This window comes from Zoogloea sp. (assembly GCF_044344315.1).
GTDB lineage: Bacteria > Pseudomonadota > Gammaproteobacteria > Burkholderiales > Rhodocyclaceae > Zoogloea.
This window is the reverse complement of record NZ_JBIJDC010000071.1, coordinates 1-23,861: the sequence shown is the minus strand read 5'-3', so window position 1 is coordinate 23,861 and position 23,861 is coordinate 1. Positions and strand designations below refer to the sequence as shown.

The following is a 23,861-nucleotide window of genomic DNA, read 5'->3' as shown; positions in this document are numbered from 1 at the left end:
CCCTACCAGCTTGCCAGCGATGCAGCAGCACATCAACGAGCCAGCCCCAGCCTCCAGCACCTCCACCGGTCTCTCGTCGGCATGCAGCACAGGAAAGGCCCCGTGCGACGCACTACATCGGCGGCGGCGGTGTCGGTGTCATCCACTTCCCCGCCGACGATCTTGCGGCTTTAGAGACCCAGGATCCGATATAGATGGAACCAGCGTCCGCCCACCGTGGCCCGCAGATGGTCATGTCCCAGCACCACACCTGGCGCGGTACCGTGGCGATGTGGGGGCTCGGCGGGCGGGAGGCCCCGGGCGCTTTGGCGCGCCCCGGGTGAGTCGTCTGGCCAGTTTCGCGCAGAAGGCGGTCGAAGGTCGATTCGCTGGCCAGACAGACGCCTTCGTCAGCCAGTATCGGGACGATGCGGCCGCGTCGGTTGGCGACGAGATAAGCGTGATGCGGCCGCGCCTTGCCAAAGACTTGCTCCACCTGGGCGAGGAGCGTGTCCATGCCGGCGCGCATGACGAGGGGCACTACCGACAGACACAGGGTCTCGACCCGGATCACCCGAGCCACTCGCGCAGCCAGGCACCGCAGGTCACGGCCGAGGGCGTGGGCTACTCAACCGTGACGCGATCGCTGTGCCTTTGCGCAGTTCCATGCGGATAGGCGTATGGGTGCTCTGGGTAAGTTGCACCGGGACGAAACCGCCGATGGCCTCGGACGTTGCTGGGCGTAAAGGCAGGCAGGACAACTCGGGCGGCGCGATGCCTCGCTCGCGCATCCAGCGCCGAAGCTGGTTGGCGTTGATCCCGTTGGCCAGCGCAACACCCGCGACCGAGGCACCGGGCTCGCCGCAGGCTTCGATCAGGGACTGCTTGAACGCTTCGGAGTGGGTGCGACGGGTACGGCGGGGCTGGGTGATGGTCATGTAAGTGTCCACTTCTAATGTGTAGTGGACACTATGTTTAGCGAGCTAAGTGGTCGGGGGAAGGTGCGTTTGCTGGGGGCTTACGAAACCGGTATAGAACCTTCTGTTGACGGCAAGGGCGACAGCTATGATGACGCCTTGGCGAAACGATCAATGGACTCTATAAAGCGGAGTTGGTCCATCGCCGCGGGCCGTGGAAGAGCGCTGCAGCCCTCGAGCTGCCAACTCTCTAGCGGGTAGCCTGGTTCAATCATCATCGTTTGCTTGCACCGATTGGCGATATGCCGCCAGCTGAAGCTGAGGCAAGCCGGTCAGGCTGCCATGGTCTGAATCTAACTAAATGGTCTCCGCTAAACCTGGGGCGATTCAGACCTCACTTTTGGTGTGAAGCCTTATGCTCTCCAGAAAGCCGTCGTTTGCAGCATGGGTTGTGACGGCTGGGCTTTGTCTATGCCTGGCGGGCTATTTTCTGACTCGGGTCGTTTAGTCGTCAGGTTGGGTTTGCCGCTGTAAAGCGACCAGCAAGAGCATGCCTGCGGCCATGACCCAGGCGGCGACGATCAGAGCGCCCTGATAGCTGCCTGTTGCGGTGGCAATGTAGCCGGCCATGGCGGGGGCGACAATCTGGGCTACGCCGTAGCTGAGGGTCAGCCGGGCCATGGCCTTGGCGGGATTGGCAGGGAAGCAGCGGCCGATGATGGAGAGGGTCAGGCTGACGATACCGACGAAGGTGCCGCCATACAGTACGGCGCTGGCCAAGTTGGCAGCAGTTCCGTCACTCAGCGCAGGCAGCAGGATGGAGACGATCTGCAAGCCATAGGCCAGGAGCAGGGCAGGGATCTGCCCCAGATTATTGGCAATGCGATCCCACAGGAAGCAGGACGGTGCCGCCGCGAGTCCGACGATGACCCATACCCAGCCGCCCTTTCCGGCAAGAAGAGGGAGTTTTTCGACGATGGCAACGATGAAGGTGGCGCTGATCACATAGCCGAAGCCTGCACAGAAATAGGCGGCGATGAACAACTGCATCCAGCGTCTGGAAGGTGCAGGCGGCAGCGCTCTGTTTGTCTGTGCGGTGACGGCTGCCGGCGCCGGTAGCCAGAACCAGGCAGGAAGAAAGAACGCGACGCCGAGAAGACCGAGTCCGATCCACTGGCCGTCCCAGGCGAGATTTCCGACCATGGCGGCCACGGCCAGCCCGGAGACCACGATACCCAGCCCGATGCCAGCGAAATGCAGGCCGAGTTCAGGGCGATGACCGTGGCGAATGAGCCAGTTCAGGACCAGGCCGGACGCAATCAACAGGCCTGCGGTGCTTGAGAGTCCCGACACGAAGCGCAGGGCGACCCACAGGTTGATATCCTGCGTCATGCCCATCGCGGCGGTACTGACGACGGCGACGACGAGGCCGATTCGGTACAGCTGGAACTTGCGGCTCAGATCGCTGATGGTGGCGGCAATCAGCGCGCCTGTGATGTAGCCCACGTAATTGAAGGTCGCCAGCCAGCCCCCGGCCAGATCGGTCAGGCCCGCTTCTCCCCGCATGATGGGCAGCAGCGGGGTGTAGGCGAAACGCGCAAGCCCCACCGTCAGGATGAGGGCGCAGATGCCTGCAAAAATCACCCGGTATCGATCGGCTGTACCGGGAGTTGAAAGGGTGTTGGACGCTTGCATGCTGTTCTCTCTTTTTGGGGTTTTATGTCAATCATGCTAATGCTTGGCGCGGAGCGGTGCTTTCGATAGCATGACTTTATGTGTTGATGAACTGACACATCAGGAGATTGCATCGATGAATTTTGACGCTGGCTGGACATCAGTAGACGTACCCGACATCGAGAGTCTCTCCCGGCCGGTATTGCTGCGCTCCCAGTGCCTGCCTGCGCGGCACATCTTTCCCGTGCATTCCCATCGCTGGAACCAGTTTGTTTACGCAACAGCGGGCACCCTGGTGGTGACGGTGGAGGACAGTTGGTATGTGATCACCCCCGAACAGGCGATCTGGGTTCCGACCGGCGTCATGCATACGACGGGCGCCCTTCACGGTGCGGAGTTCCGCAATCTGTATGTGGCCGACCAGCCCGACCTGGGAATGCCCCGCACGTGCACCGTTCTCTCTGTCACGCCATTCCTGCGGGCCTTGATCGTCGAGTTGGTCGATATCGACCGGCGGGGAGAGGAAGCGCGCTACATCAGTCGGGTGAATCAGCTCATCCTCGATCAGCTGCGTCGTCTGCCGGTACAGGATCTGCGCCTGCCGTGGCCCCGCAGCCTCGCGCTGCGCAGGGTGTGCGAGGCGCTTTATGCCAGCCCGTCCGATCCGCGAGGGGTGGATGAATGGGGTGCAGAGCTGGGGGCTTCGGCCCGCACCCTGGCCCGGCGTTTCGAGCGGGAGCTGGGGATGAGCCTGCGTGAATGGCGCCATCGCCTGCGTCTGTTTCGCGCCCTGGAATGGCTCGGAGCGGAGCGCAGTGTGACCGAGATCGCCCTGGAGTTGGGCTATGCCTCGACCTCGGCCTTTACATACATGTTCCGCCAGGAAATGGGCTGTAGTCCCACGGAGTGGCGGGCTAGGTGATATCTCAGGCGCGGTTTCCCGCGCAGAAGCGTTGTCAGTGAGCCGGTTGTTCCGTCAGACGGCCGGCTACATGCCGAGCCATGCTCACAGCCAGTTCCTGCTCGGCAACAAAAACCTCTCCCAACTTCTCCTTGCGTAACAGGGCGGCGCCGTCTTCAGTTTCCGAGCGGAGCACAGCCTCGATGTCGGGATTGAGCTTGCGCGCAATATCCACCATCTTGCGGCTGGACACCGGATCGGGAATGGTCACCACGAGCATGGCGGCCTTGGTGATGTGGGCCTGGACCAGCACGATGGGGTCGGAGGCGTCTCCTGTCACCGCAGCCTTGCCGCGCTTGCGCAGGGCTTCGACCACCTCACGGTTGCTGTCTGCCACTACGTAGTGGATGTGTGCCCGGTCCAGGGTCGCTGCGATGTGCTTGCCAACCCGTCCGTAGCCGACCAGGACCACCTGGTCGGACAGCAGTTTGCGGTCAGTGGACATGGGCAGGGCGGCCCGGGGGTCGTCGCGCAGGTCGAGCTGGCGTGCCCACGCCGAGCGGGCCCGGGCCCACGACTGGGCAGGGCCAATAGCGGCAAAGAGCAGCGCATTTAGGGCGATCGAGATCAGCGCCCCGGCCAGGATCAGGTTCTGCCCTTCGAGGCTCAGCAGACCCAGGCTCAGGCCCAGCCCTGCCAGGATGAAGGAGAACTCGCCGATCTGCGCCAGGCTGGCCCCCACCGTGAGCGCCGTGTTGAGGGGGTAACGGAAGGCTAGCACCAGGCCCACCGCAGCCACCGTCTTGCCCACCAGGATGATGGCAACCACCACCAGCACCCGCAGGGGTTCGTCCATCAGCACCCTCGGGTCGAAAAGCATGCCAACCGACACGAAGAACAGCACCGAGAAGGCGTCCCGCAAGGGGAGCGAGTCTTCCGCCGCACGATGGCTGAATTCCGATTCACGCATCATCATGCCGGCAAAGAACGCCCCCAGGGCGAAGGACACATCGAAGAGAACTGCTGAGGCGTAAGCGACCCCCACTGCGGCGGTGATCACGCACAGGGTGAACAGCTCTCGCGAGCCGGTACGGGCCACCAGCCACAACAGCCGCGGGAAAGCCCGTCTGCCGACCACCAGCATCAGCGCAATGAAGGCGGAGACCTTGGCCAGGGTGAGACCGATGGTCAGAGCCAGCGCCTTGTAATCCGCACCGGGGGTTGCCTCGTTGCCGCCGAGCAGCGGCGCAAGGGCCGGCAGCAGCACCAGTACCATCACCATCGCCAGGTCTTCCACCACCAGCCAGCCCACCGCAATGCGCCCGTTGGTGGAGTCCAGCAAGCCCTTGGCTTCCAGTGCCCGCAGCAGCACCACCGTACTGGCCACCGACAGGGCCAGGCCGAACACCACCGCCTCGCCGGCCGGCCAGCCCCACCACAGGGCCGTGGCAGCGCCCAGCACGGTGGCCGCGGCAATCTGCACGATCGCACCGGGCACGGCGATCTTGCGCACCGCAAGCAGGTCGCCCAGGGAAAAATGCAGACCCACCCCGAACATCAGCAGCATCACGCCGATCTCCGCCAGTTGGCTGGCCAGGGCAAGATCGCCGACGAAGCCCGGCGTCCCCGGGCCGATGGCCACCCCGGCCAGCAGATAGCCCACCAGCGGTGGCATGCGCAGGCGCGAGGCGATCAGGCCGAGGATCATGGCGAGGCCGAAACCGGCAGCAATCAGGGCAATGAGGGAAACGTTATGGGGCATGTCGGAAAATAATGGGGTCAAGGGCGTCCGCCTGTTCGACGCGAGACGGCTCAGACGGTTCTTGAAAAATTCGAGTTTCTGCCGTGAGGGTCAAAAGGCCCCCATGGCCAGGCCCGCCGCAAAGGCCGCGCCCAGCTCCTCACCCCGCAACAGGTCGGCAGGGGGGACATGTTTGGGTGCCAGGATCTCCTCGGGCGTCTGGGCCCGGGTGCACACGATCAATGGCGGCGCAATATCGCGCAGGCGCCAGCCAGTGGCGATCCGCGCAACCTGCCGGGCGGCATTGCTGCCGTCACTGCCGGCGCAGATCAGCGCTGCATAAGGACGGCCGTTGATTCTGTCCAGGGCAGGATAGTAACAGCGGTCAAAGAAATCCTTCATCAGACCGGCGATGGCGGCCAGGTTTTCCGGTGTCGCAAACACATAGCCATCGGCGGCCAGCACGTCATCCGGGCCGGCTTCGGAGGCGGTGAGCAAGCGCACCCTGACCCCGGCTTCGTTACCGGCACCCCGTGCCACCTCCTCGATCATCTGGCGTGTGGCGCCGGTGGTGGAGTAATAGACGAGGAGTAGGGTCTTGCAGGAAGGGTCGGGCATGGTCGGAAGGCCGGAGCGGGCGGAAATGCCTGAGTGTGAGACTAGGTGCGGCCGTCGCATCGGTCAATCGTGCATTCCCCTGATGTGGCGATTGCCAAGGCCTGGCTTTACGGTGACCATGGGCTTTGGCTTACCTGCCCCGAACGCTTCCTGGAGGGACGATGAGCATTCTGAGTTTTCTGGCCGCCTATACAGCGACCCTCTCCACCCGCATCGGCACCCGGCAGCGTTGTGCTGATGGCGAGCCGGCTCCATCGCAGCCGGTCGCCGAAGAGGCGCCAATGGCGTGTGACCCACCCGAGGTCGAGCTCGCACCTCCCCCATCTCCGGACCCAGACCGCAGCGACGCGCCGCAGATTCGGGAGGTTCCGGTCGAAGGGCCGGGTGCTACTGCCATGCAGTGTCGTGAAGATCCCGAGGCGGAGGCGCTGAACCGGAAGATCGCCGGTCTCGAGGCCCGCGTTGCCGAACTGGCGGCCCGCAAGGCGGGTATGGATGAAACCCTGCTGAGTTTCCAGATCGCCCAGTACCAGGCCCTGGGGGCGACCCTCGAAACCACCCTGCGTCTGCGTCTGACCTGCCTGCGCCTCCAGGCCGCCCGCTCCGGTGACCCTGCAGACATTCAGGCCGAGCAGGACGCGGCGGCCGATTACCAGGCCTGCCAGCCCGACCCTGACGACGCGGGTACGGCCCAGGACGGGCTGGATGAGGCCGACCGGGCCGAGCTGCGGCAGCGCTACCGCAGCGCCGCCATGCGTTGTCACCCGGACCGGGTCTCCGAGGCCGACAAGGCCGCTGCCGGAACCCGCTTTCAGAAACTCCAGGAGGCCTACCGTGCCGGCGATCTGGCGGCCCTGCGGGCCGTTTGCTGCGAGCTGGACGGGTACGGGCGCACGGATTGCGAGGTTTCCCTGGATGACATTGATGCCCTAAGGCGACGCCTGTCCGACCTGCAGGATCACGCGGCCGATCTCATTCTCGCTGTCCAGAGCGGCCAGCTCGACCCCGCGTATCGCAAGGCTCTGCGCCCCGCTGACTGGGAGGCGGAGTTTGCCGAGATTCGCGCCCGGCTGGAGGGTGAGTGTGAAGCCCTGCAGCGCCGGATCGCCACCCTTTCCCGCTCGTGAGCGTGGCGATGGCCTCTGCCGGTGACTGATTAGCTCTCGCCGCCCCTGCGCGTGGCGACCGCCGGCTTTGCGCCACATCAAGTGCCGGCGCGGTGCTCCGGCTAATATGGACGCATTGTTGCACTGCACATCCCCGCGTCAGACGGGGCCAGCGGATGGGGGAGACACCTCACGTTCCAGCAGGGAGTCGCAATGAGTACCTACCTCAACCTCGACGGCAATGAAGCCGCCGCACGCATGGCCTACCTCGGCAGCGAGGTGATCGCCATTTACCCGATCACGCCCTCGTCCAACATGGGCGAATGGGCCGACGAATGGGCTGCCCAAGGCAAGCCCAACCTGTGGGGCGTCGTACCGCGGATCATCGAGATGCAGTCGGAAGGTGGCGCCGCCGGTGCGCTCCACGGAGCGCTCACGTCCGGCGCACTGGGCACCAGCTTCACCGCCAGCCAGGGCCTGCTGCTGTTCGTTCCCAACCTCTACAAGATGGCCGGCGAGCTGACGCCCTTCGTGCTGCACGTGGCGGCCCGCGCCCTGGCCACCCATGCCCTGTCCATCTTCGGCGACCACTCTGACGTGATGGCCTGCCGGGCCACCGGTTGCGCGCTGCTGGCCAGCAACTCGGTACAGGAAGCCCAGGACATGGCCCTGATCGCCCAGGCCGCGACTCTGGCCGGGCGCGTCCCGGTGATCCACTTTTTCGATGGCTTCCGCACCTCCCATGAAGTCGCCAAGATCGTCGCCGTGGAGCCGGACACCGTGCGCGCCATGATCGACGACACGCTGGTTGCGGCCCACCGGGCCCGCGCCCTGTCGCCGGAGCACCCGGTGATCCGTGGCACGGCCCAGAACCCCGACGTGTTCTTCCAGAGCCGGGAGCGCATCAACCCCTGCTACGACGCCTTTCCGGCCATCGTCCAGACGGCCATGGACCGCTTTGCCGCGCTTACCGGCCGCCATTACCGGCTCTTCGACTACGTGGGCGCCGCGGATGCCGAGCGGCTCATCGTGGTGATGGGCTCCGCCGCCGAGACCGTGGAAGAGACCGTCGCCCACCTCACCGCCCGGGGTGACAAGGTGGGTCTGCTCAAGCTGCGCCTGTTCCGCCCCCTGGCGGTGGATGCGCTTCTTGCCGCCATCCCGGCCAGCGTCACGCGTATTGCCGTGCTTGATCGCTGCAAGGAGCCCGGCGCTGGCGGCGAGCCCCTCTACAAGGACGTGATGACGGCCTTCGCCGAGGCCGCCGCCGATGGCCGCCGTCCGATGCCGCGCATCATCGGTGGGCGCTACGGGCTGGCCAGCAAGGAGTTCACCCCCGGCATGGTCCGGACCGTCTTCGACGAGCTGCTGTCGGATCATCCCCGCCGGCAGTTCACCGTGGGCATCGTGGATGACGTGACCCACCTGTCCCTGGACTGGGATGCCGACTTCCGCACCGACGCCTCGCGGCGCCTGCAGCATGCGGTGTTCTGGGGCCTTGGGGCCGACGGCACCGTGTCGGCCAACAAGAACTCCATCAAGATCGTCGGTGAGGCCACCGCTCTGTATGCCCAGGGCTATTTCGTCTACGACTCGAAGAAATCCGGAGCGGTCACCGTGTCGCACCTGCGCTTCGGCCCCGACCCGATCCGCGCGGCCTATCTGGTGGAGGAGGGCATGGCCGGTTTTGTGGCCTGCCACCAGACCGTGTTCGTGGAGCGCTACGACCTGTTGGCCCACGCCGCGCCGGGTGGCGTCTTCCTGCTCAACACGCCAGTGGCCAAGGATGCGGTGTGGGCCAGCCTGCCGGCGGCCATGCGCGCCGGCATCCTGTCCCGGGGTTTGCGCCTGTGGGTCATTGACGCCTACGCCGTGGCCCAGCAGGCAGGCATGGGGCGGCGCATCAACACCATCATGCAGACCTGCTTCTTCGCCATCTCCGGCATCCTGCCCCGGGACGACGCCCTGGTCGCCATCAAAAAGGCCGTGGACAAGACCTACGGCAAGAAGAGCAAGCGCCTCGCCGATCTCAACCACAAGGCCATTGACCTGACCCTCGCCGGGCTGCACGAAGTCAGCTTTCCCGGCCTGCTGGATCTGGGCGCTGCGGTGCCCGACAGCACCGCCGCAGACGACCTGCCGGCCTTCGTGCGTGACTTCACCCTGCCCGTGTACCGGGGCGAGGGTAACCGCCTGCCGGTGTCCGCCATGCCCCTGGACGGCACCTTCCCCAGTGGTACGGCCCGCTACGAGAAGCGCAATATCGCCCTGGAGATCCCGGTGTGGGAGGCCGATCTGTGCACCCAGTGTGGCAAGTGCGTGTTCGTCTGCCCCCACTCGGCCATCCGCGCCCGGGCCTTCCCGCAGGAGGCCGCGGCTGACGCGCCGCCCACCTTCAAGCACGTGCCGGCCCGGAGCAAGGATTTCCCCATCGGCACCCGCATCAGCTATCAGGTTGCACCGGAGGACTGCACCGGCTGCGCTGACTGCGTCGAGGCCTGTCCTATCCATGACAAGTCCAACATCAGCCGGCTGGCCGTCAACATGGCCCCGCTGGCGCCCCTGCGCGATGCCGAGAAGGCCAATTTTGACTTCTTCCTGAACCTGCCTGAATACGACCGCAGCCACCTCAAGCAGGGCACCTTGCCCGGCGCCATGCTGCTCGACCCGCTGTTCGAGTTCTCCGGTGCCTGCGCCGGCTGTGGCGAAACCCCCTACATCCGGCTGGCCACCCAGCTCTTTGGCGACCGCATGCTGGTGGCCAACGCCACCGGCTGCTCATCCATCTACGGTGCGAACCTGCCCAGCACCCCGTACACGGTGAATGGCGCCGGGCGCGGGCCGGCCTGGTCCAACTCGCTCTTTGAAGACAACGCCGAGTTCGGCCTGGGCATGCGTCTCGCGGCCGATCAACTCATGCTCTACGCGAAGATGTTGGTGAAGGAGATGGCGTCCGGCATCGGCGGTGACCTGGCGGAAGCCTTGATCACCGCCGACCAGCGTCCCGAAGCCGGCATCCGCGCCCAGCGCGAGCGGGTGGCCGAGCTGCGCGACCGTCTGGCCCGCTGCGACCATCCCAGGGCGCCCGAGTTGGAGAGTGTGGCCGAATGGCTGATCCGCCGTTCCGTGTGGATCATCGGCGGCGACGGCTGGGCCTACGACATCGGCTACGGCGGTCTCGACCACGTGCTGGCCCTCAGCCACGACGTGAACATCCTGGTGCTCGACACCGAGGTATATTCCAACACCGGCGGCCAGACCTCCAAGGCCACCCCGGTCGGGGCCGTGGCACGCTTCTCGGCCGGCGGCAAGGCCACTGCCAAGAAGGACCTGGCCCGCATCGCCTCCGATTACAGCCATGTTTACGTGGCCACCGTGGCCTACGGCGCCAAGGACGTGCATACCCTCAAGGTCTTCCACGAGGCCGAGGCCTACGCCGGCCCCTCGCTGATCGTGGCCTACAGCCCCTGCATCGCCCATGGAGTAGACATGCTCTACAACCAGCGCCAGCAGGACATGGCGGTCAAGTCAGGGCACTGGCCCCTGTTCCGCCACGACCCGCGGCTCGAGGCCGCCGGGGCCAACCCCTTCAAGCTCGACTCGGCTGCCCCCAGTCAGCCCATGCAGGCCTTCATGGACAGCGAAACCCGCTTCGCCATGCTGGCCCGCATTCACCCGGAAGTAGCCGGGCAGCTTGCCGCCGAGGCCCAGCGCGAAGCCGACCGACGCTACCGGGCCTACGCCGAGCTGGCCGCCCGGCCTGCCACCCCGAAACCGGAATAGGAGCCCGCCATGATCGATCTGTCCACCGACTACCTCGGCCTGCGGCTCAAGAACCCGTTGGTGCCCTCGGCCTCTCCCCTGTCCAAGTCCCTCGACTCGCTACTGCTGCTCGAGGATGCCGGTGCTGCCGCGGTGGTGCTGCACTCCCTGTACGAAGAGGAGCTCATCGCCGAGGACGCCATGACCGAGCGCTTCCTGCTCCACGGCGAACTCCATGACGCCGAGGCCACCGGCTTCCTGCCCGACCATGGCAATTTCCAGGGGGCCCTTGAGCGCTACCTGGAGCACCTGCGCCTGGCCAAGATGCGCCTGGGCATCCCGGTGATCGCCAGCCTCAACGGGGTCACGCCCTCCGGCTGGATCGACCTGGGCAAGGAGCTGCAGAGTGCCGGCGCCGATGCCCTCGAACTCAACGTCTATCACGTGGCGGCCGACCCGCTGGAGAGCGGCGATGCGGTGGAGGCCCGCTACGTGGCCCTGCTGACCGAGTTGCGCCGGGTGGTGGATATTCCGGTGGTGATGAAGCTGTCGCCCTTCTTCTCCTCGCTGCCCCATTTCGTCAAGCGGCTGGAGGAGGCCGGGGCGGCCGGCGTGGCGCTGTTCAATCGTTTCTTCCAGCCCGACATCGACCTCCAGACCCGCGAGATGGTCGAGCAGCTGCAGCTGTCGAGCCGGGAAGAGGCCCTGCTGCGCATCCGCTGGATCGCCATCCTGCGCAGCCACACGTCCATCACCCTGGCGGCGACCGGCGGTGTGTATGGACATGAGGAGGCCATGAAGCTGCTCCTCGCCGGGGCCGACGTGGTACATCTCGCTTCCTGTCTGCTCGCCCATGGCCCTGCACATCTGGGGCACATCCTGCGGGGCATGGAGGAATGGATGGAGGAGGGGGAATACGCCTCAGTGGCCCAGCTCAAGGCCAGCATGAGCCTGGGCCATCTGCGCGACCCAAGCGCCCTGGTGCGCCAGTCCTACATCCGGGTGCTGGACAGCTTCACCCCCAGACCGGGGGTGTGGCGCTAAGGGCTTACAGCCGGGTCGATGCCCGGGGGCGGGCCTCCGGCGCGGCCTTGTGGCCGGTCTGGTGGTAAGTCCGCGGGTCGGCCTTTTTACGATCCGCCACTGTGGCCCGCGCAGGGGCGACGTGCACCGCCCGGCTCACCGCGCCAGGTTCGGCCAGCCCGGCCGGGCCGCCATCCCAGAACACATGCCCGGCTTCTTCCTGGCAGTCCACTTCGCCAAAGGCAACACAGCGGGTATAGGCCTGCCTGATGGCTTCCTGCCTGTCGTCAGCGAAGGCATAACCAAAACGCTGATCGTCCTCGGCCCGGGCCAGCACAATGGCGATGAAGCCGGGGCCGTCATAGTGGGCGACCATCTCGCAGCTGCCCTTGGCCTTGTTGTATTGCAGGGTGCTGCGACAGGTGCTCATGGCTGTGGCCACGGCATCACCGGGCTTGCTGGCACCGTAAGACCAGGCCAGGTTCACCCGCCCGCCGTCGTCCCGGATGGCCACGATGGCGCTGGCCGCCTGGCTCTCGGGGGTCGGCGACAGGGCCATGAGGCCGAGGATCAGCCCGATACCCCGGAGAGCACGCGAGTCGGCAATCGGCCAGGAAAGACGCTGGAAGAGAGGCTTCAAGATGAAATCCTTTGTAATCAGTGAGCAACCAATTGCAAAGGCAGAAGCAGAGATGCGCAGGCGCTGACCGGGCTGGAGATCCAGCATTGCGGGCAACCCGGCTATCCCGTGTGAGCGGGACCCGTGGCTTTGCGTCCTGCAGTTGCCTGCAGTTTGCCTTTATGTGCACAGACTAGCATCCCGATTCCAAATGTGAACCGGCGTGAATCCCGGGCTGTGACATCCTCCACGTGGTGTTTCCCATGGGGCGCTGAAAGGACACACCGGGTTGTCTGGCGGGTACCGACAAAGCCGACAAAGGCCGTGTCGGAAAGCCGCCAGAGGCTGTCCGGAGGTCAACGGAGAAAGTACTCAAGAGACTGTTGTACAAAGGTTTTTTAGATCATTCGCGGTGCTGGCGCGGAACCTGCATAGGAAGGGCATCCCCACCCTTTTTCTGGAGATTCCGATGGATGCCCGAGTGTCGGCGAAGATCCAGTCCGTGTTCGAGGAACCGGCCTGCGAACACAACCAGAACAAGGACGAGAAAGCCCGCAAGAAGGGCTGCACCAAGCAGCTCTCGCCCGGCGCCGCGGCGGGCGGTTGCGCCTTCGACGGGGCCAAGATCGCGCTGCAGCCGATTGCCGATGTGGCCCATCTGGTTCATGGCCCGATTGCCTGCGAGGGCAACTCCTGGGACAACCGCAATTCCTCCACCAGCGGCCCCCAGCTCTACCGCACCGGTTTCACCACCGACATCGGCGAGCTGGACGTGATCTACGGGGGGGAGAAGCGCCTCTTCAAATCCATCCGCGAAATCATCGAGAAGTACGACCCGCCGGCGGTCTTCGTGTACCAGACCTGCGTTACCGCCCTGATCGGCGATGACATCGAGGCCGTCTGCAAGCGCGCCGCCGAGAAGTTCGGCAAGCCGGTGGTGCCGGTCAATGCCCCGGGTTTCGTCGGGCCCAAGAACCTGGGCAACAAGCTCGGCGCCGAGGCCCTGCTCGACTACGTGATCGGCACCGAAGAGCCCGAGGTGACGACGCCCTACGACATCAACATCATCGGCGAGTACAACCTGGCCGGTGAGCTGTGGCAGATCCGCCCGCTTCTCGACGCCCTGGGCATCCGCATCCTGTCGTGCATCTCCGGTGATGGCCGCTACCACGAGGTGGCCCAGAGCCACCGGGCCAAGGCGGCGATGATGGTGTGCTCCAAGTCCATGATCAACGTGGCCCGCAAGATGGAGGACCGCTACGGCATCCCCTTCTTCGAAGGCTCCTTCTACGGCATCGAGGACATGAGCGACACCCTGCGCCAGCTGGCCCGGCTGCTGGTGCAGCAGGGCGCTCCGGCCGATCTGCTGGATCGCACCGAGGCCCTGATCGCCGTCGAAGAGAAGCGCGCCTGGGACCGCATTGCGGCCTACCGTCCGCGCCTGGAAGGCAAGAAGGTGCTCCTGATCACCGGCGGCGTGAAGAGCTGGTCGGTGGTGGCGGCTCTGCAGGAGGCCGGCCTTGAAGTGGTGGGTACCAGCGTCAAGAAGTCCACCAAGGAAGACAAGGAAAAGATCAAGGAGATCATGGGCGAGGACGCCCACATGATCGACGACATGACTCCCCGGGAGATGTTCAAGATGCTGCGCGACGCCCGCGCCGACATCATGCTCTCCGGCGGGCGCAGCCAGTTTGTGGCCCTCAAGGCCAAGATGCCGTGGCTCGACATCAACCAGGAACGCCACTACGCCTACGCCGGCTACGAAGGCATGGTCGATCTGGTGCGGGAGATCTCCAAAACCCTGTTCAACCCGGTGTGGGAGCAGGTGCGGGCGCTGGCCCCCTGGGAGACGCCGGCCCTTGAGGAGGCGTGCTGAGATGGCCACCGTCCTCGACAGCAAGAAGGCCTGCGCGGTCAATCCGCTGAAGATGAGCCAGCCCCTGGGCGCCTGCTACGCCTTCCTCGGTCTCTCCAACACCATGCCGATGATGCACGGCTCCCAGGGCTGCACGTCCTTTGGCCTGGTGCTGCTGGTGCGCCATTTCAAGGAAGCCATCCCGATGCAGACCACCGCCATGAACGAGGTCAGCACCATCCTCGGCGGCATGGACAACATCGAGCAGGCCGTGCTCAACATCAAGAAGCGCGCCAACCCGGCCCTCATCGCCATCGCCTCCACCGGCCTCACCGAGACCAAGGGCGATGACGTGGATGGCTACCTGCGCCTGATCCGCGCCAAGCATGGCGAGACCCTGGCCGGCACCGAGATCGTCTATGTGTCCACGCCGGATTACGTGGGTGCCTTCCAGGACGGCTGGGCCGCGGCCATCAAGGCACTCATCGCGGCCTTCGTGACGCCGGCCGAAACCCGTGTGGTCGGCCGCATCGGCGTGCTGCCGGGCGCCCACCTGACCCCGGCTGATCTGGAGGAAGTGCGCGAGCTCATCGAGTGCTTCGGCCTCGATGCGGTGCTGGTGCCCGATCTGTCCCGCTCCCTGGACGGCCACATTCCCGAAGACTTCACGCCCACCACCCTGGGTGGCGCGACCCTGGACGACATCCGCGGCCTGGCTGCCTGCGAGCACGTGATTGCCATCGGCGAGCAGATGCGCGGGGCTGTCGAGCGCCTGGAGGCCATCGGTGTGCCCTGCACCCTGTTTGATCGGCTCACCGGACTCACCGCCACCGATGCCCTGGTGGCCCTGCTCATGCGCCTGTCGGGCAAGCCGGCGCCAGCTCGCCTGAAGCGTCAGCGCGGGCAGCTCCAGGACGCCATGCTCGATGGTCACTTCCACGTGGGCGGCAAGCGCGTCGCCATTGGTGCCGAGCCGGATCTGCTGTTTGCCCTGTCTTCGCTGATCGCCGAGATGGGCGGTGAAGTGGCCGCGGCCGTCACCACCACCCACTCGCCGCTGCTGGCCCGGGTGCCCACCACCGAAGTGCTGGTGGGTGACCTGGAAGACCTGGAGATGCGGGCGGTGGGCTGCGATCTGCTGATCACCCACGCCCACGGTCGCCAGGCCGCCACGCGTCTGGGCATCCCCCTGTTCCGCGCCGGCATCCCCCAGTTCGACCGCATCGGCACCGCCCATCAGCTGAGCGTCGGCTACCGGGGCACCCGCGACCTGATCTTCCAGCTTGCCAACATCTTCATGGCCCACATGCATGCCCATGGCCCCGAAGACTGGCCCCTGCCCGCCGAGGCCGTGGCCGCTGCCCAGGGTCAGCCCGCCGCGGGCTGCGGTTGTGCCAGCAGCAGTTGCAGCGTTTCCGACGAAGTCGTCATTCCGATCATTCCCGCCTGAGGAGCCCGTCATGAAAATCGCATTCGCCACCCAGGACAAGGAGCGCGTTGACGCGCACTTCGGCTGGGCCAAGTACATCGCCATCTACGAGATCAACGCAGAAGGTTACCGCTACCTGGAGACCCACGACTTCGGCGGCGAGCTGGCCGAAGACGGCAATGAGGACAAGCTGGCCCCCAAGCTGGACGTCATCAAGGACTGCGCCATCGTTTACGTGGCTGCCATCGGCGGCTCCGCGGCCGCCCGCGTGGTGGCCACCAAGATCCACCCGGTCAAGGTGGCCGGGCCGGAACCCATCCTCGACATCCTCGACAAGCTGCAGGACGTGCTCAAGGGCACCCCGCCGCCGTGGCTGCGCAAGGCCCTCGCCAAGAGCGAGGAACGGACTTACGACTTTGAAGAAGAGGCCTGAAAAATGACTGATGTAGCTGAAGCCACCGACGTGATGCAGGACCCGTTCATCCGCGAACTGGTCAAGCAATGGCGCGCCCAGGACACCCACGGCGCCTGGGAAGGCAAGACCGACGCCATGCTCCTCGACCCCTACGTGCTGGACGCCGAGAAGCGCAAGGATCTGCCGATGATGGCCGATCCCGACCCGGAAACCCTGTGGCGCATGGAGCTGTACTACAACGCCATCGCCCTCTCCATCGAGCGCGAGACCAAGGTGATGGTCAGCCCCATGCTCAAGATGCACCACGAAGGCTTCGGCCGCCAGGTGCTCATCGCCGGGCGCCTGATCGTCTTCAACAAGCAGGTGCGCGACGCCCACCGCTTTGGCTTCAACAGCCTCGAAAAGCTCTCGGCCGCCGGCACCAAGGCCGTCACCGAAGCCGTGGAGATGATCCGCAAGTTCCCCGAAGTGGCCAACTATTCCTGACCGGAGCCGCAGCATGGAAGACCTCGACACCCTCAAGGCCCGCGCGAAGAAGCTCAACGCCCAGGCCACCCAGGCCAAGATGGACCTGCACGACCTGTCCGAAGACCTGCCCACCAACTGGGAGCAGATCCTGGAAGTCGCCCAGCGTGCCTACGATGCCCACAAAAACCTGATGGCCGCCCGCAAGGAACTGGCCGCAGCGAGCGCCGCCTGAGCGGTGCCGCACTTACCTCCGGAGAGTTGAAATGGCTGATTTTTCCGTGACCCTGCCGAGCGGCGAGATCTGGACACCCAAGTTCGTCGCCGACCTGAACCAGGAAAAGTGCATCGGCTGCGCCCGCTGCGTGCGGGTGTGCGCCCGTGACGTGCTGGCCCTGGTCGGCCTGACCGAGGACGGCGAGCTCCTCGCTATCGACCCCGACGGCGACGAGGACGAAGAGTACGAAAAGAAGGTCATGACCATCGCCCACAAGGAAAACTGCGTGGGTTGCGAAGCCTGTTCCAAGGTCTGCCCCAAGAAGTGCTACACCCACGAGGCAGTCCAGGTCTGATTCCGCACGGGATACGTCCCATCGACGAGGAGCGCGCCATGAACGACATCTCCCGCAGCTATCTTGCCGCCCGCGCCGCCCTGCCGCCGACGCGGCTGGTGCCGGCCTGGTTGGCCTTGGCCCTGGATGCCGAGTTTGGCGAGCAGGCCGGTGCCATCGCCGCCCTATGGACCGCCCGCCATCCGGCGGTGGTCCGCGAGGACGGCTCCACCGGCATCGACGATCGCCATGAAGAATACGGCGACCTGCTTGAGCTGCTCCTGGAGAGCGCCGCTACCAGCAGCACCCACACCGTCGCCATCGCCCGCTGGATCGCCCTGTCGTGCTTCGGCGAGGATCACCTGTGGGAAGACCTGGGCCTGCCCGAACGCCCGGCCCTCGGCGCCCTCATCGCCCGCCACTTCCCGGCCCTGCATGCCCGCAATGTGCACAACTTGCGCTGGAAGAAGTTCTTCTACAAACAGCTTTGCGACCGTGCCCAGGTAAGGGCCTGTCGCGCACCGAGCTGTGCCGAGTGTTCGGAGTATGCGGGCTGCTTCGAAGGGGCCGCCTAAGCCGCACCGACTTCCTCTTTCCTGATCTCCGAGCACTATCGGGATATCGCGCCTATTTGCGTCAGCCGCCGGCCGGGCCGTGATTGTGCAGCGCACTTGCCGCTAGATTGCCGTGCAGCAAGCCTTGCCCTTGGGGGTGAGGATGCAATCACGCTCAGTCTCGATACACGCAAGGAGGACGCAATGGTTGGAATGCTCGAAAACAAGGTGGGGGTCATCACGGGAGCAGGGCAGGGCATCGGGCGCGAATCGGCCCTGGTGATGGCGCGAGAAGGGGCCCGCCTGATCGTCAGCGACATCAATCTGGAAGGGGTCGAGGAGACCGCCCATCTCATCAGTCTGGCAGGGGGCACGGCGCTTCCGCTGAAGGTGGACGTGGCGCGGGGCGAGGACCTCCAGGCGCTGATCGAGCTCGCCGTGAGCCACTTCGGCCGGCTTGATTGTGCCTTCAACAATGCCGGCATTTCGGGTGAAGGGGCGCTGCTGGCCGATTTCTCCGAAGACGGGTTCGACCTGCTGATGGCAGTGAACCTGAAGGCGGTGTGGCGTGCCATGAAGCTGCAGATCCGGCAGATGCTCAAGCAGGGTGGGGGCGGTGCCATCGTCAACACCTCGTCGGTGGGCGGGCTGGTGGGCAAGGAGCATCTGTCGGTCTACTGCGCCACCAAGCACGCCGTCCTCGGGCTCACCAAGTCGGCAGCCCTCGAATATGGCGCCAAGGGCGTTCGGGTCAATGCGGTGTGCCCGGGGGTGGTCCGCACCCCCATGGTGGAGGCCGTCATCAGCGGCACGGGCACCTCACTCGAGGATTGGAGCAAGCTCCAGCCTATCGGTCGCTTCGGTACCCCATCGGAGATCGGCGAGGCGGTGGCCTGGCTGTGCTCCGATCGAGCCTCGCTGGTGCATGGCCACGCCCTGGTGGCGGACGGCGGCCTGACCTGCGCCTGACCGGGCGCCTCGCTTCGCCCACGCCCGGCGGGCGGCGCATCCGCGCGCCCGCTGGCCGCTCTGGCCGTAAATTGAGCGATTTCTGCAAAGTCACCCCCTGCCGTCGGAACGCCGGATCATTACAATCGGGGGATATAACAAAAGTAGTATCCATTAAAGAGACATCCCATCAGGAGGAGACAATGACGGGATTGCTTTCATCGACCCCGCAGCTCATAGAGCACGCCACCGCATCACGTCCTGACTACGTGCTGGAAGGCCGCAACGGCGACATATTCGGTGCCCGCTGGAATCACCCGGCCGGTGAGTCCCAGCTCAGGCGCAATGCCGAGCATGTCCTGGTCTATCACCTGTCGGGCAACACCGATGTTGAACGCCTGCAACAGGGGGTGGTCACGGGTTTTCGCTCCCGCGTCGGAACGGTAACCTTCATGCCCCGCGATTCCGAATCCGACTGGCGGCTGGGGGGCAATACCCAGGTCATCCATCTTTACCTGCGCCAGACCCTGCTCGACGATTTTGCCCGGGATGTTCTGGAGCGTGAGGCATGTCCCGAGATCGAAGACTTCTTCGCCGTCTCCGATACCTGGCTGGACGGCTTCTTTCGTATGCTGGCCAGCGAGGCACCCCCTTCGGCGGCCAGCGGCAACCGCCTGGAGACCCTGGTGCTCGACCAGGTCCAGAGCCTGCTGGTGAGCCATCTTGTCACCCGCTATGCGCGTGAGCGCCCACCGGGCGGTGAGCGGCCAATCTCCGGCGGCAAGGCCAGCCAGCTGCGGCAGAGCGTTCTGAAGAAGATCAATGTGCTGATTCACGAGCGCCTCCATGAAGACATCTCCCTCAAGGATCTTGCCGAGCTCGCCTGTATTTCGAAGGACCACTTTTTGCGCGCTTTTCGCGATACGGTCGGGCAGACGCCCTATCACTATTTGCTGTCCCAGCGGCTGGAGCGGGCCAAGATGCTGCTGCGCGAAGAACCCGGCGTGCCGGTGGCGGAAGTGGCGCGGCGTTGTGGCTTCAAGAATCTGAGCCACTTCTCGGCAACCTTCCGGCGGATGACCGGGATCAGCCCCAAAGGCTATCGCAACTGAGCAAACATGGACCGGACCGCCAGGCCAGCAAGGCGGTCCGGTGTGGCGTGGGTTTAGCGATGCACGCCGTCCGCCACGCCGTCCCGCTCGGCCATTTCCAGCATTACTTTGTAATCGATGATTCCGGCAATGGAACCGTCCGGCGCCAGCCCTGCGATGGGGCCGTCGAAAACGCAGAACAGCACGCAACCGTTCTTCGAGCGCGGCTGGTGGATATCGCCGGCGGGCTCAAACATGTAGTTTCCGGCGACCCCGATATCCGATTCTTCGTAATAGACATCGCCTTCCATCACCATCACTTCAATGGCACCGATATGCTGGTGAATGGGTGCCTCCACGCCGGGAAGCACTTTCAGCATGCAGGTGAAGCCGCCGGTGCGGGAATTGACGCTCAATAACTTGTATTCGACGCCCTCCATGGCGTAGGGGCGCCACGGAATCGTGTCTATTTTCTGGAATTTCGGATAGGGCAGGGTGATCCTGTCGTGTGCCGCGCTCTTTTCTTCTTGCCCGATGCGCGCGTTGCGTAGGGTGATGCTCATCGTGTTCTCCTCCAATTAAAGGCGTTTCTGTGGGGGGGGTCTCCATGGCGCCCGCGTGCAGATCGCGGTCTTTTCCGGATATGCGCCGATCTCGATATTAGGGGCCGTCACCAGGCCGTGCGCCTATTCGGGGCAAATCGCCGCGACTAATACAAAGCCGCGATATATCGACAGTCCGGAGCCGCCATTTGCGAAAAATCGGCAGTTTTCGCGATATCGGGCAGATTCCCGACGACCTGTGTTTGTGCGCTGCGCTCGCAGTTAGATTTCGGCTCGCCGGCTTATTGACCGGAATACAAATAAACAGGAGACACACTATGACCAGCACCGCCATCGGCCATTCCCCAGCGGCCGACATTGCCCTCACCCACCGCCACGGCAAGGATTTCGTAAACCTCTCCGCAGTGCCCTGGACGCCCTGGGTCATGGATGGCACCTATTTCAAGCTATTGGCCGTCAATGAATTGTCCGGTGGCTTCTCGATGTTGCTCAAAGTTGATCCGGGCGTTCAGGCGCCGGTGCATGCGCATATTGGTTCGGCCGAAGCCTATCTGGTCGAGGGAGGCTTTTATTACGAAGAGGACGATCCCGGCTACGAGGGTTATTACACCTACGAACGCGGTGGTTCCGTGCACCAGCCCGTGTCGCCCCAGGGATGCGTGATGTTTGCGGTCACGCACGGGCCCCTGGCCGGCTGCAACCCGGACGGTTCAATCGGCGCCGTGGTCGATTGTCGTCTGATGCTGAAGCTGGCCGAGGCCAACGGCGTCGCCAGTCACGTCGTGCAGATTGTCTCCGGCCGCTGAGCCGGCGCTTGCCCCTCCCTCCATCTCCCCAAGGAGTGCAGATGAACGGCAAACCTTTCAGACCCGGTCTCCGCCGGGCCGCCATTGCCGCAGCCCTTGCCGCTTTCGGCAATGGCGCCAGCGCTGGCGAATTCACGCTCGGTGACGGCGTCACGGGCTCCTGGACACTCAACGCAGCCCTCGGCACCAGTGTCCGCATGCAGGGGCGCGATGCCGCATTGACGTCCTTCGGCAATGCCAACCATAACGGCGGCCGGCCGGGTACCGGTGGCGGCAGCACCGACGATGGCGACCTCAACTTCAAGCGTGGCGACGTCACCTCCACGACCCTCAAGGTAGTGGGCGACATGGAGCTGCGTTATCAGAACTACGGTGCCCTGGTTCGCGCCAAGGCCTGGCACGACTTCACCCTGGCCAGCAAGAAGGTTCAGCACGGCAGTTTCGACAACGGCTACACGCCCGATCAGCGCCTCGACGACAGTCATTTCGACCGCGCCGCGAGGTTCAGTGGTGCCGATCTGCTCGACGCCTTTGTCTATGGCGACTGGGCGCTGGGCGATGACAGCAAGCTCAACCTGCGCCTGGGCAATCAGGTGGTGAACTGGGGGGAGAGCATCTTCATCCAGGGCGTCAACGTGGTGAGTCCCATCGACGTGCCGGCAGCCCGGCGCGCCGGTGCCCAGGTGCGCGAGATCCTGCTGCCCGTCCCCTTGCTCTACGGCAACCTGGGTCTGGCCGGTGGTGTGAGCGTCGAGGCCTTCTATCAGCTCCAGTGGAAGAAGACTGTGATCGACGGTTGCGGCACCTTCTTTTCGCCAGCCGACGTCATCAACTGTGGCGGCTCCCAGTTCGGCCCCGATGCCTTCTCCGACCGGGAGCAGTACCACGGTGTGGCCGCGCTGGGCGGGCTGAACCTGCGCTCCCTGCGCCAGGCCGATGCCAAGCCGTCGAACGCCGGGCAGTTCGGTCTCGCCATGCACTGGCTGGAGCCGAGCAGCGAGACCGATGTGGGCCTCTACTACATCAACTATCACACCCGCGCGCCCTATCTGAGCCTCTCCAGCAAGCCCTCCGAGGCGAGTTCGTTCTATGGATCGGTGGCGCCCCTGTCCTATCTGCTCGACTACTCGGCCGAGAACATCCAGACCTACGGCCTCAGTCTGTCGAACACCCTCGGGGGCGTGTCGGTGATGGCCGAGCTGTCGTACACGCGAGATCTGCCGGTGCAGATCAATGGGGGAGATCTGGTGCAGTTCGGCGTATCCGGTGGTACCCAGGGGCCCCTGGTCGGCAAGCGCGTCTATGACCCGGCGGGGGCCACCATCCAGGGCTATGACCGCATGGACAAGGTCCAGCTGCAGTTCGGCGCCATCAATGTCTTCAGCCAGGTGCTCGGCGCCCAGTCGCTGCTGACGGTCGGCGAGGTGGGCATGAGCTGGTTGCCCAACCTGCCTGATGCAGCGACGGATGTGCGCTACGGCCGTGCCTTCACCTTCGGTACCGCCTGGCATCAGGCCTACACCAGCCCGGCACTGTCCACCCGCGACGGCTGCAATGCGGCCAACAGTGCCGGCATGGTGACGCCCGCCAACTGCGCACAGAGCGGCTTCGTCAGCGCGTTCTCGTGGGGCTATCGCCTGCTCGGGGAGCTTGAGTATCCCAATGCCGTCGTGGGCTGGACCGCCAAACCCCGTCTGTACTGGGCCCATGACGTGAAGGGCAATGCTGCCGACGGCGCCTTCATCGAGCACCGGCGCACCCTGGGTAGCGGCATCTCCCTGTCGCGCCTCGAAAACGGCCGCCGCCTCACCCTGGACCTCGCCTACACCCGCTTCATCGACGCTGCCCGCTGGGACACCAACCGCGACAAGGACTTTCTTGCCGCCAGCGTCAGCGTCGCCTTCTAAGGACAAAGACATGATCCGCGTTCGTTCTTCCGCATGGCACCTCGCTGCCTTCCTACTGCCCCTTGCCGTGGGCAGCGCCCAGGCCGCGCTCAGCGCCGCCGACCTTGCCCGTCTGGGCAAGGATCTCACCCCTGTCGGTGCCGAGCGTGCCGGCAATGCGGCCGGCACCATCCCCCCATGGACCGGTGGCCTTACCAAGGCCCCCGCCGGCTTTGACATCAATCAGGGCCACGCCAACCCCTACGCCAGTGAAAAGCCCCTCTACACCATCACCGCGCAGAACTGGGAGCAGTACAAGAAGGTGCTGTCCGACGGGCATATCGCCATGCTCAAGCGCTACCCGGACAGCTACCGTCTCAACGTCTATCCGACCCACCGCAGCGCGGCCCTGCCGCCGGCCGAGTACGAACGCATCCGCGAGCAGGCTGCCAAGGTGACGGTCTCGGCCAGCGGCACCGGCCTGGATCACTGGGAGCAAAGCCCCGTGCCCTTTCCCATACCGGCCAACGGCCTTGAGGCCATCTGGAATCACGAGGTGCGCTCCCGGGCCGGCGGCATCCAGCGCCGCCACCTGATCGGGGCGGTCAACCCCAATGGCAGTTTCAACGCCTATGGCGTCGACGAGAGCTGGATCTTCAGCCAGAACATGGACCGCCAGGAGAACAACCGCTTCTGGTACTTCATGGCGCGCATGTACTCGCCGGCCGACGTCAGCGGCGAGGTGGTGATGGTGCATGAACCCCTCGACTTTGCCCGCGACGGCCGCCTCGCCTGGGTCTACAACGCCGGCCTGCGCCGCGTCCGTCGCGCGCCGCAGATCATCTACGACTCGCCGGGCAGCTTCTCGGAAGGGACGCGCACCGAGGACGACTACGACATGTTCAACGGGCCGACCGACCGCTACAACTGGAAGCTGGTGGGCAAGCGGGAAATGCTG

General features: G+C 65.0%; 22 protein-coding genes, 2 pseudogenes and 1 riboswitch. Of the genes and pseudogenes, 17 read left to right on the top strand and 7 right to left on the bottom strand.

The window, feature by feature from the left end; genetic code table 11:
* Positions 1–101: 101 nt before the first annotated feature.
* Positions 102–412, bottom strand: a pseudogene (locus ACIQ09_RS14925) (IS3 family transposase); the annotation flags it as partial.
* Between the two features lie 172 nt (positions 413–584).
* On the bottom strand, positions 585–917 hold the full coding sequence (locus ACIQ09_RS14920) for a transposase (RefSeq protein WP_398311408.1): 333 nt from the start codon (positions 915–917) through the stop codon (positions 585–587).
* 84 nt (positions 918–1,001) lie between these two features.
* Between ACIQ09_RS14920 and ACIQ09_RS14915 the strand changes: the two are divergent.
* Positions 1,002–1,351 (top strand): annotated as a pseudogene (locus tag ACIQ09_RS14915) (hypothetical protein); the annotation flags it as partial.
* Positions 1,352–1,400: 49 nt separating this feature from the next.
* On the opposite strand, the gene ACIQ09_RS14910 reads toward ACIQ09_RS14915, so the two are convergent.
* Positions 1,401–2,591 (bottom strand): YbfB/YjiJ family MFS transporter, encoded by a 1,191-nt coding sequence (locus ACIQ09_RS14910; protein WP_398311405.1) that lies wholly within the window; start codon positions 2,589–2,591, stop codon positions 1,401–1,403.
* Between the two features lie 115 nt (positions 2,592–2,706).
* Between ACIQ09_RS14910 and ACIQ09_RS14905 the strand changes: the two genes are divergently transcribed.
* Positions 2,707–3,492, top strand: coding sequence for an AraC family transcriptional regulator (locus ACIQ09_RS14905; RefSeq protein WP_398311402.1), 786 nt, complete (start codon positions 2,707–2,709; stop codon positions 3,490–3,492).
* A 34-nt stretch (positions 3,493–3,526) separates the two neighbouring features.
* Here ACIQ09_RS14905 and ACIQ09_RS14900 read toward each other — a convergent pair whose 3' ends face one another.
* Together ACIQ09_RS14900 and ACIQ09_RS14895 are read right to left on the bottom strand one after the other, a co-directional pair.
* The gene (locus ACIQ09_RS14900; RefSeq protein WP_398311399.1) at positions 3,527–5,254 is read right to left on the bottom strand and encodes a cation:proton antiporter; all 1,728 of its coding nucleotides are present in this window, start codon (positions 5,252–5,254) and stop codon (positions 3,527–3,529) included.
* Between the two features lie 69 nt (positions 5,255–5,323).
* A complete protein-coding gene (locus ACIQ09_RS14895; RefSeq protein ID WP_398311396.1) occupies positions 5,324–5,830 on the bottom strand; it encodes a flavodoxin family protein in 507 nt (168 codons plus the stop codon).
* 161 nt (positions 5,831–5,991) lie between these two features.
* Here ACIQ09_RS14895 and ACIQ09_RS14890 point away from each other — a divergent pair, with 161 nt between their 5' ends.
* The 3 genes from ACIQ09_RS14890 (at position 5,992) to ACIQ09_RS14880 (ending at position 11,742) form a co-directional block, all read left to right on the top strand.
* Complete coding sequence (locus ACIQ09_RS14890) at positions 5,992–6,957, top strand: J domain-containing protein (RefSeq protein WP_398311393.1); 966 nt, start codon at positions 5,992–5,994, stop codon at positions 6,955–6,957.
* Between the two features lie 192 nt (positions 6,958–7,149).
* Entirely contained in the window at positions 7,150–10,719 is a 3,570-nt protein-coding gene (gene nifJ / locus ACIQ09_RS14885) for a pyruvate:ferredoxin (flavodoxin) oxidoreductase (protein ID WP_398311390.1), read from the top strand.
* A gap of 9 nt (positions 10,720–10,728) precedes the next feature.
* Positions 10,729–11,742, top strand: a complete 1,014-nt coding sequence (locus ACIQ09_RS14880; RefSeq protein ID WP_398311387.1) for a dihydroorotate dehydrogenase-like protein — start codon at positions 10,729–10,731, stop codon at positions 11,740–11,742.
* 4 nt (positions 11,743–11,746) lie between these two features.
* Here ACIQ09_RS14880 and ACIQ09_RS14875 read toward each other — a convergent pair whose 3' ends face one another.
* Positions 11,747–12,361 carry a DUF4189 domain-containing protein gene (locus ACIQ09_RS14875; protein ID WP_398311384.1) on the bottom strand — a complete coding sequence of 205 codons (615 nt, stop codon included), beginning with the start codon at positions 12,359–12,361 and terminating at the stop codon, positions 11,747–11,749.
* An 88-nt stretch (positions 12,362–12,449) separates the two neighbouring features.
* Positions 12,450–12,529, bottom strand: a riboswitch (cyclic di-GMP riboswitch).
* 280 nt (positions 12,530–12,809) lie between these two features.
* Here ACIQ09_RS14875 and nifE point away from each other — a divergent pair.
* From nifE to ACIQ09_RS14830, 9 genes are all read left to right on the top strand, one after another.
* Positions 12,810–14,216 (top strand): nitrogenase iron-molybdenum cofactor biosynthesis protein NifE, encoded by a 1,407-nt coding sequence (gene nifE / locus ACIQ09_RS14870; protein ID WP_398311381.1) that lies wholly within the window; start codon positions 12,810–12,812, stop codon positions 14,214–14,216.
* A gap of 1 nt (position 14,217) precedes the next feature.
* A complete protein-coding gene (nifN, locus tag ACIQ09_RS14865) occupies positions 14,218–15,645 on the top strand; it encodes a nitrogenase iron-molybdenum cofactor biosynthesis protein NifN (protein ID WP_398311378.1) in 1,428 nt (475 codons plus the stop codon).
* A 10-nt stretch (positions 15,646–15,655) separates the two neighbouring features.
* Positions 15,656–16,057 carry a nitrogen fixation protein NifX gene (gene nifX / locus ACIQ09_RS14860; RefSeq protein WP_398311375.1) on the top strand — a complete coding sequence of 134 codons (402 nt, stop codon included), beginning with the start codon at positions 15,656–15,658 and terminating at the stop codon, positions 16,055–16,057.
* Positions 16,058–16,060: 3 nt separating this feature from the next.
* On the top strand, positions 16,061–16,525 hold the full coding sequence (locus ACIQ09_RS14855) for a NifX-associated nitrogen fixation protein (protein ID WP_398311372.1): 465 nt from the start codon (positions 16,061–16,063) through the stop codon (positions 16,523–16,525).
* A gap of 13 nt (positions 16,526–16,538) precedes the next feature.
* Positions 16,539–16,739, top strand: coding sequence for a CCE_0567 family metalloprotein (locus ACIQ09_RS14850; protein WP_296405117.1), 201 nt, complete (start codon positions 16,539–16,541; stop codon positions 16,737–16,739).
* Between the two features lie 31 nt (positions 16,740–16,770).
* Positions 16,771–17,076, top strand: a complete 306-nt coding sequence (gene fdxB / locus ACIQ09_RS14845; protein ID WP_398311368.1) for a ferredoxin III, nif-specific — start codon at positions 16,771–16,773, stop codon at positions 17,074–17,076.
* A gap of 38 nt (positions 17,077–17,114) precedes the next feature.
* The gene (locus tag ACIQ09_RS14840) at positions 17,115–17,630 is read left to right on the top strand and encodes a nitrogen fixation protein NifQ (RefSeq protein WP_398311365.1); all 516 of its coding nucleotides are present in this window, start codon (positions 17,115–17,117) and stop codon (positions 17,628–17,630) included.
* A 192-nt stretch (positions 17,631–17,822) separates the two neighbouring features.
* Positions 17,823–18,578, top strand: coding sequence for a glucose 1-dehydrogenase (locus ACIQ09_RS14835; protein WP_398311362.1), 756 nt, complete (start codon positions 17,823–17,825; stop codon positions 18,576–18,578).
* A gap of 182 nt (positions 18,579–18,760) precedes the next feature.
* Positions 18,761–19,669 carry a helix-turn-helix transcriptional regulator gene (locus ACIQ09_RS14830; RefSeq protein ID WP_398311359.1) on the top strand — a complete coding sequence of 303 codons (909 nt, stop codon included), beginning with the start codon at positions 18,761–18,763 and terminating at the stop codon, positions 19,667–19,669.
* A gap of 53 nt (positions 19,670–19,722) precedes the next feature.
* Here the strand turns inward: ACIQ09_RS14830 and ACIQ09_RS14825 are convergent, their stop codons facing one another.
* Positions 19,723–20,211: a 2,4'-dihydroxyacetophenone dioxygenase family protein gene (locus tag ACIQ09_RS14825; protein WP_398311356.1), complete on the bottom strand. Its 489-nt coding sequence runs from the start codon at positions 20,209–20,211 to the stop codon at positions 19,723–19,725.
* A gap of 317 nt (positions 20,212–20,528) precedes the next feature.
* Between ACIQ09_RS14825 and ACIQ09_RS14820 the strand changes: the two genes are divergently transcribed.
* The 3 genes from ACIQ09_RS14820 to ACIQ09_RS14810 all read left to right on the top strand — a co-directional run.
* The gene (locus tag ACIQ09_RS14820; protein ID WP_398311353.1) at positions 20,529–21,017 is read left to right on the top strand and encodes a 2,4'-dihydroxyacetophenone dioxygenase family protein; all 489 of its coding nucleotides are present in this window, start codon (positions 20,529–20,531) and stop codon (positions 21,015–21,017) included.
* 41 nt (positions 21,018–21,058) lie between these two features.
* Entirely contained in the window at positions 21,059–22,924 is a 1,866-nt protein-coding gene (locus ACIQ09_RS14815) for a DUF1302 domain-containing protein (protein ID WP_398311350.1), read from the top strand.
* Between the two features lie 10 nt (positions 22,925–22,934).
* Positions 22,935–23,861, top strand: a 927-nt coding sequence (locus ACIQ09_RS14810) for a DUF1329 domain-containing protein (RefSeq protein ID WP_398311347.1), incomplete at its 3' end; no start/stop codon positions are given.

Excerpts from the sequence above, each read along its gene's own strand:
- ACIQ09_RS14825 (WP_398311356.1), bottom strand. The coding sequence starts at position 20,211 with ATGAGCATCACCCTACGCAACGCGCGCATCGGGCAAGAAGAAAAGAGC.
- ACIQ09_RS14815 (WP_398311350.1), top strand. The coding sequence starts at position 21,059 with ATGAACGGCAAACCTTTCAGACCCGGTCTCCGCCGGGCCGCCATTGCC.
- ACIQ09_RS14890 (WP_398311393.1), top strand. The coding sequence starts at position 5,992 with ATGAGCATTCTGAGTTTTCTGGCCGCCTATACAGCGACCCTCTCCACC.
- ACIQ09_RS14895 (WP_398311396.1), bottom strand. The coding sequence starts at position 5,830 with ATGCCCGACCCTTCCTGCAAGACCCTACTCCTCGTCTATTACTCCACC.
- ACIQ09_RS14850 (WP_296405117.1), top strand. The coding sequence starts at position 16,539 with ATGGAAGACCTCGACACCCTCAAGGCCCGCGCGAAGAAGCTCAACGCC.
- nifX (WP_398311375.1), top strand. The coding sequence starts at position 15,656 with ATGAAAATCGCATTCGCCACCCAGGACAAGGAGCGCGTTGACGCGCAC.
- ACIQ09_RS14820 (WP_398311353.1), top strand. The coding sequence starts at position 20,529 with ATGACCAGCACCGCCATCGGCCATTCCCCAGCGGCCGACATTGCCCTC.
- ACIQ09_RS14905 (WP_398311402.1), top strand. The coding sequence starts at position 2,707 with ATGAATTTTGACGCTGGCTGGACATCAGTAGACGTACCCGACATCGAG.
- ACIQ09_RS14855 (WP_398311372.1), top strand. The coding sequence starts at position 16,061 with ATGACTGATGTAGCTGAAGCCACCGACGTGATGCAGGACCCGTTCATC.
- nifE (WP_398311381.1), top strand. The coding sequence starts at position 12,810 with ATGGATGCCCGAGTGTCGGCGAAGATCCAGTCCGTGTTCGAGGAACCG.
- fdxB (WP_398311368.1), top strand. The coding sequence starts at position 16,771 with ATGGCTGATTTTTCCGTGACCCTGCCGAGCGGCGAGATCTGGACACCC.
- nifN (WP_398311378.1), top strand. The coding sequence starts at position 14,218 with ATGGCCACCGTCCTCGACAGCAAGAAGGCCTGCGCGGTCAATCCGCTG.
- ACIQ09_RS14910 (WP_398311405.1), bottom strand. The coding sequence starts at position 2,591 with ATGCAAGCGTCCAACACCCTTTCAACTCCCGGTACAGCCGATCGATAC.
- ACIQ09_RS14880 (WP_398311387.1), top strand. The coding sequence starts at position 10,729 with ATGATCGATCTGTCCACCGACTACCTCGGCCTGCGGCTCAAGAACCCG.
- nifJ (WP_398311390.1), top strand. The coding sequence starts at position 7,150 with ATGAGTACCTACCTCAACCTCGACGGCAATGAAGCCGCCGCACGCATG.
- ACIQ09_RS14835 (WP_398311362.1), top strand. The coding sequence starts at position 17,823 with ATGCTCGAAAACAAGGTGGGGGTCATCACGGGAGCAGGGCAGGGCATC.
- ACIQ09_RS14920 (WP_398311408.1), bottom strand. The coding sequence starts at position 917 with ATGACCATCACCCAGCCCCGCCGTACCCGTCGCACCCACTCCGAAGCG.
- ACIQ09_RS14830 (WP_398311359.1), top strand. The coding sequence starts at position 18,761 with ATGACGGGATTGCTTTCATCGACCCCGCAGCTCATAGAGCACGCCACC.
- ACIQ09_RS14840 (WP_398311365.1), top strand. The coding sequence starts at position 17,115 with ATGAACGACATCTCCCGCAGCTATCTTGCCGCCCGCGCCGCCCTGCCG.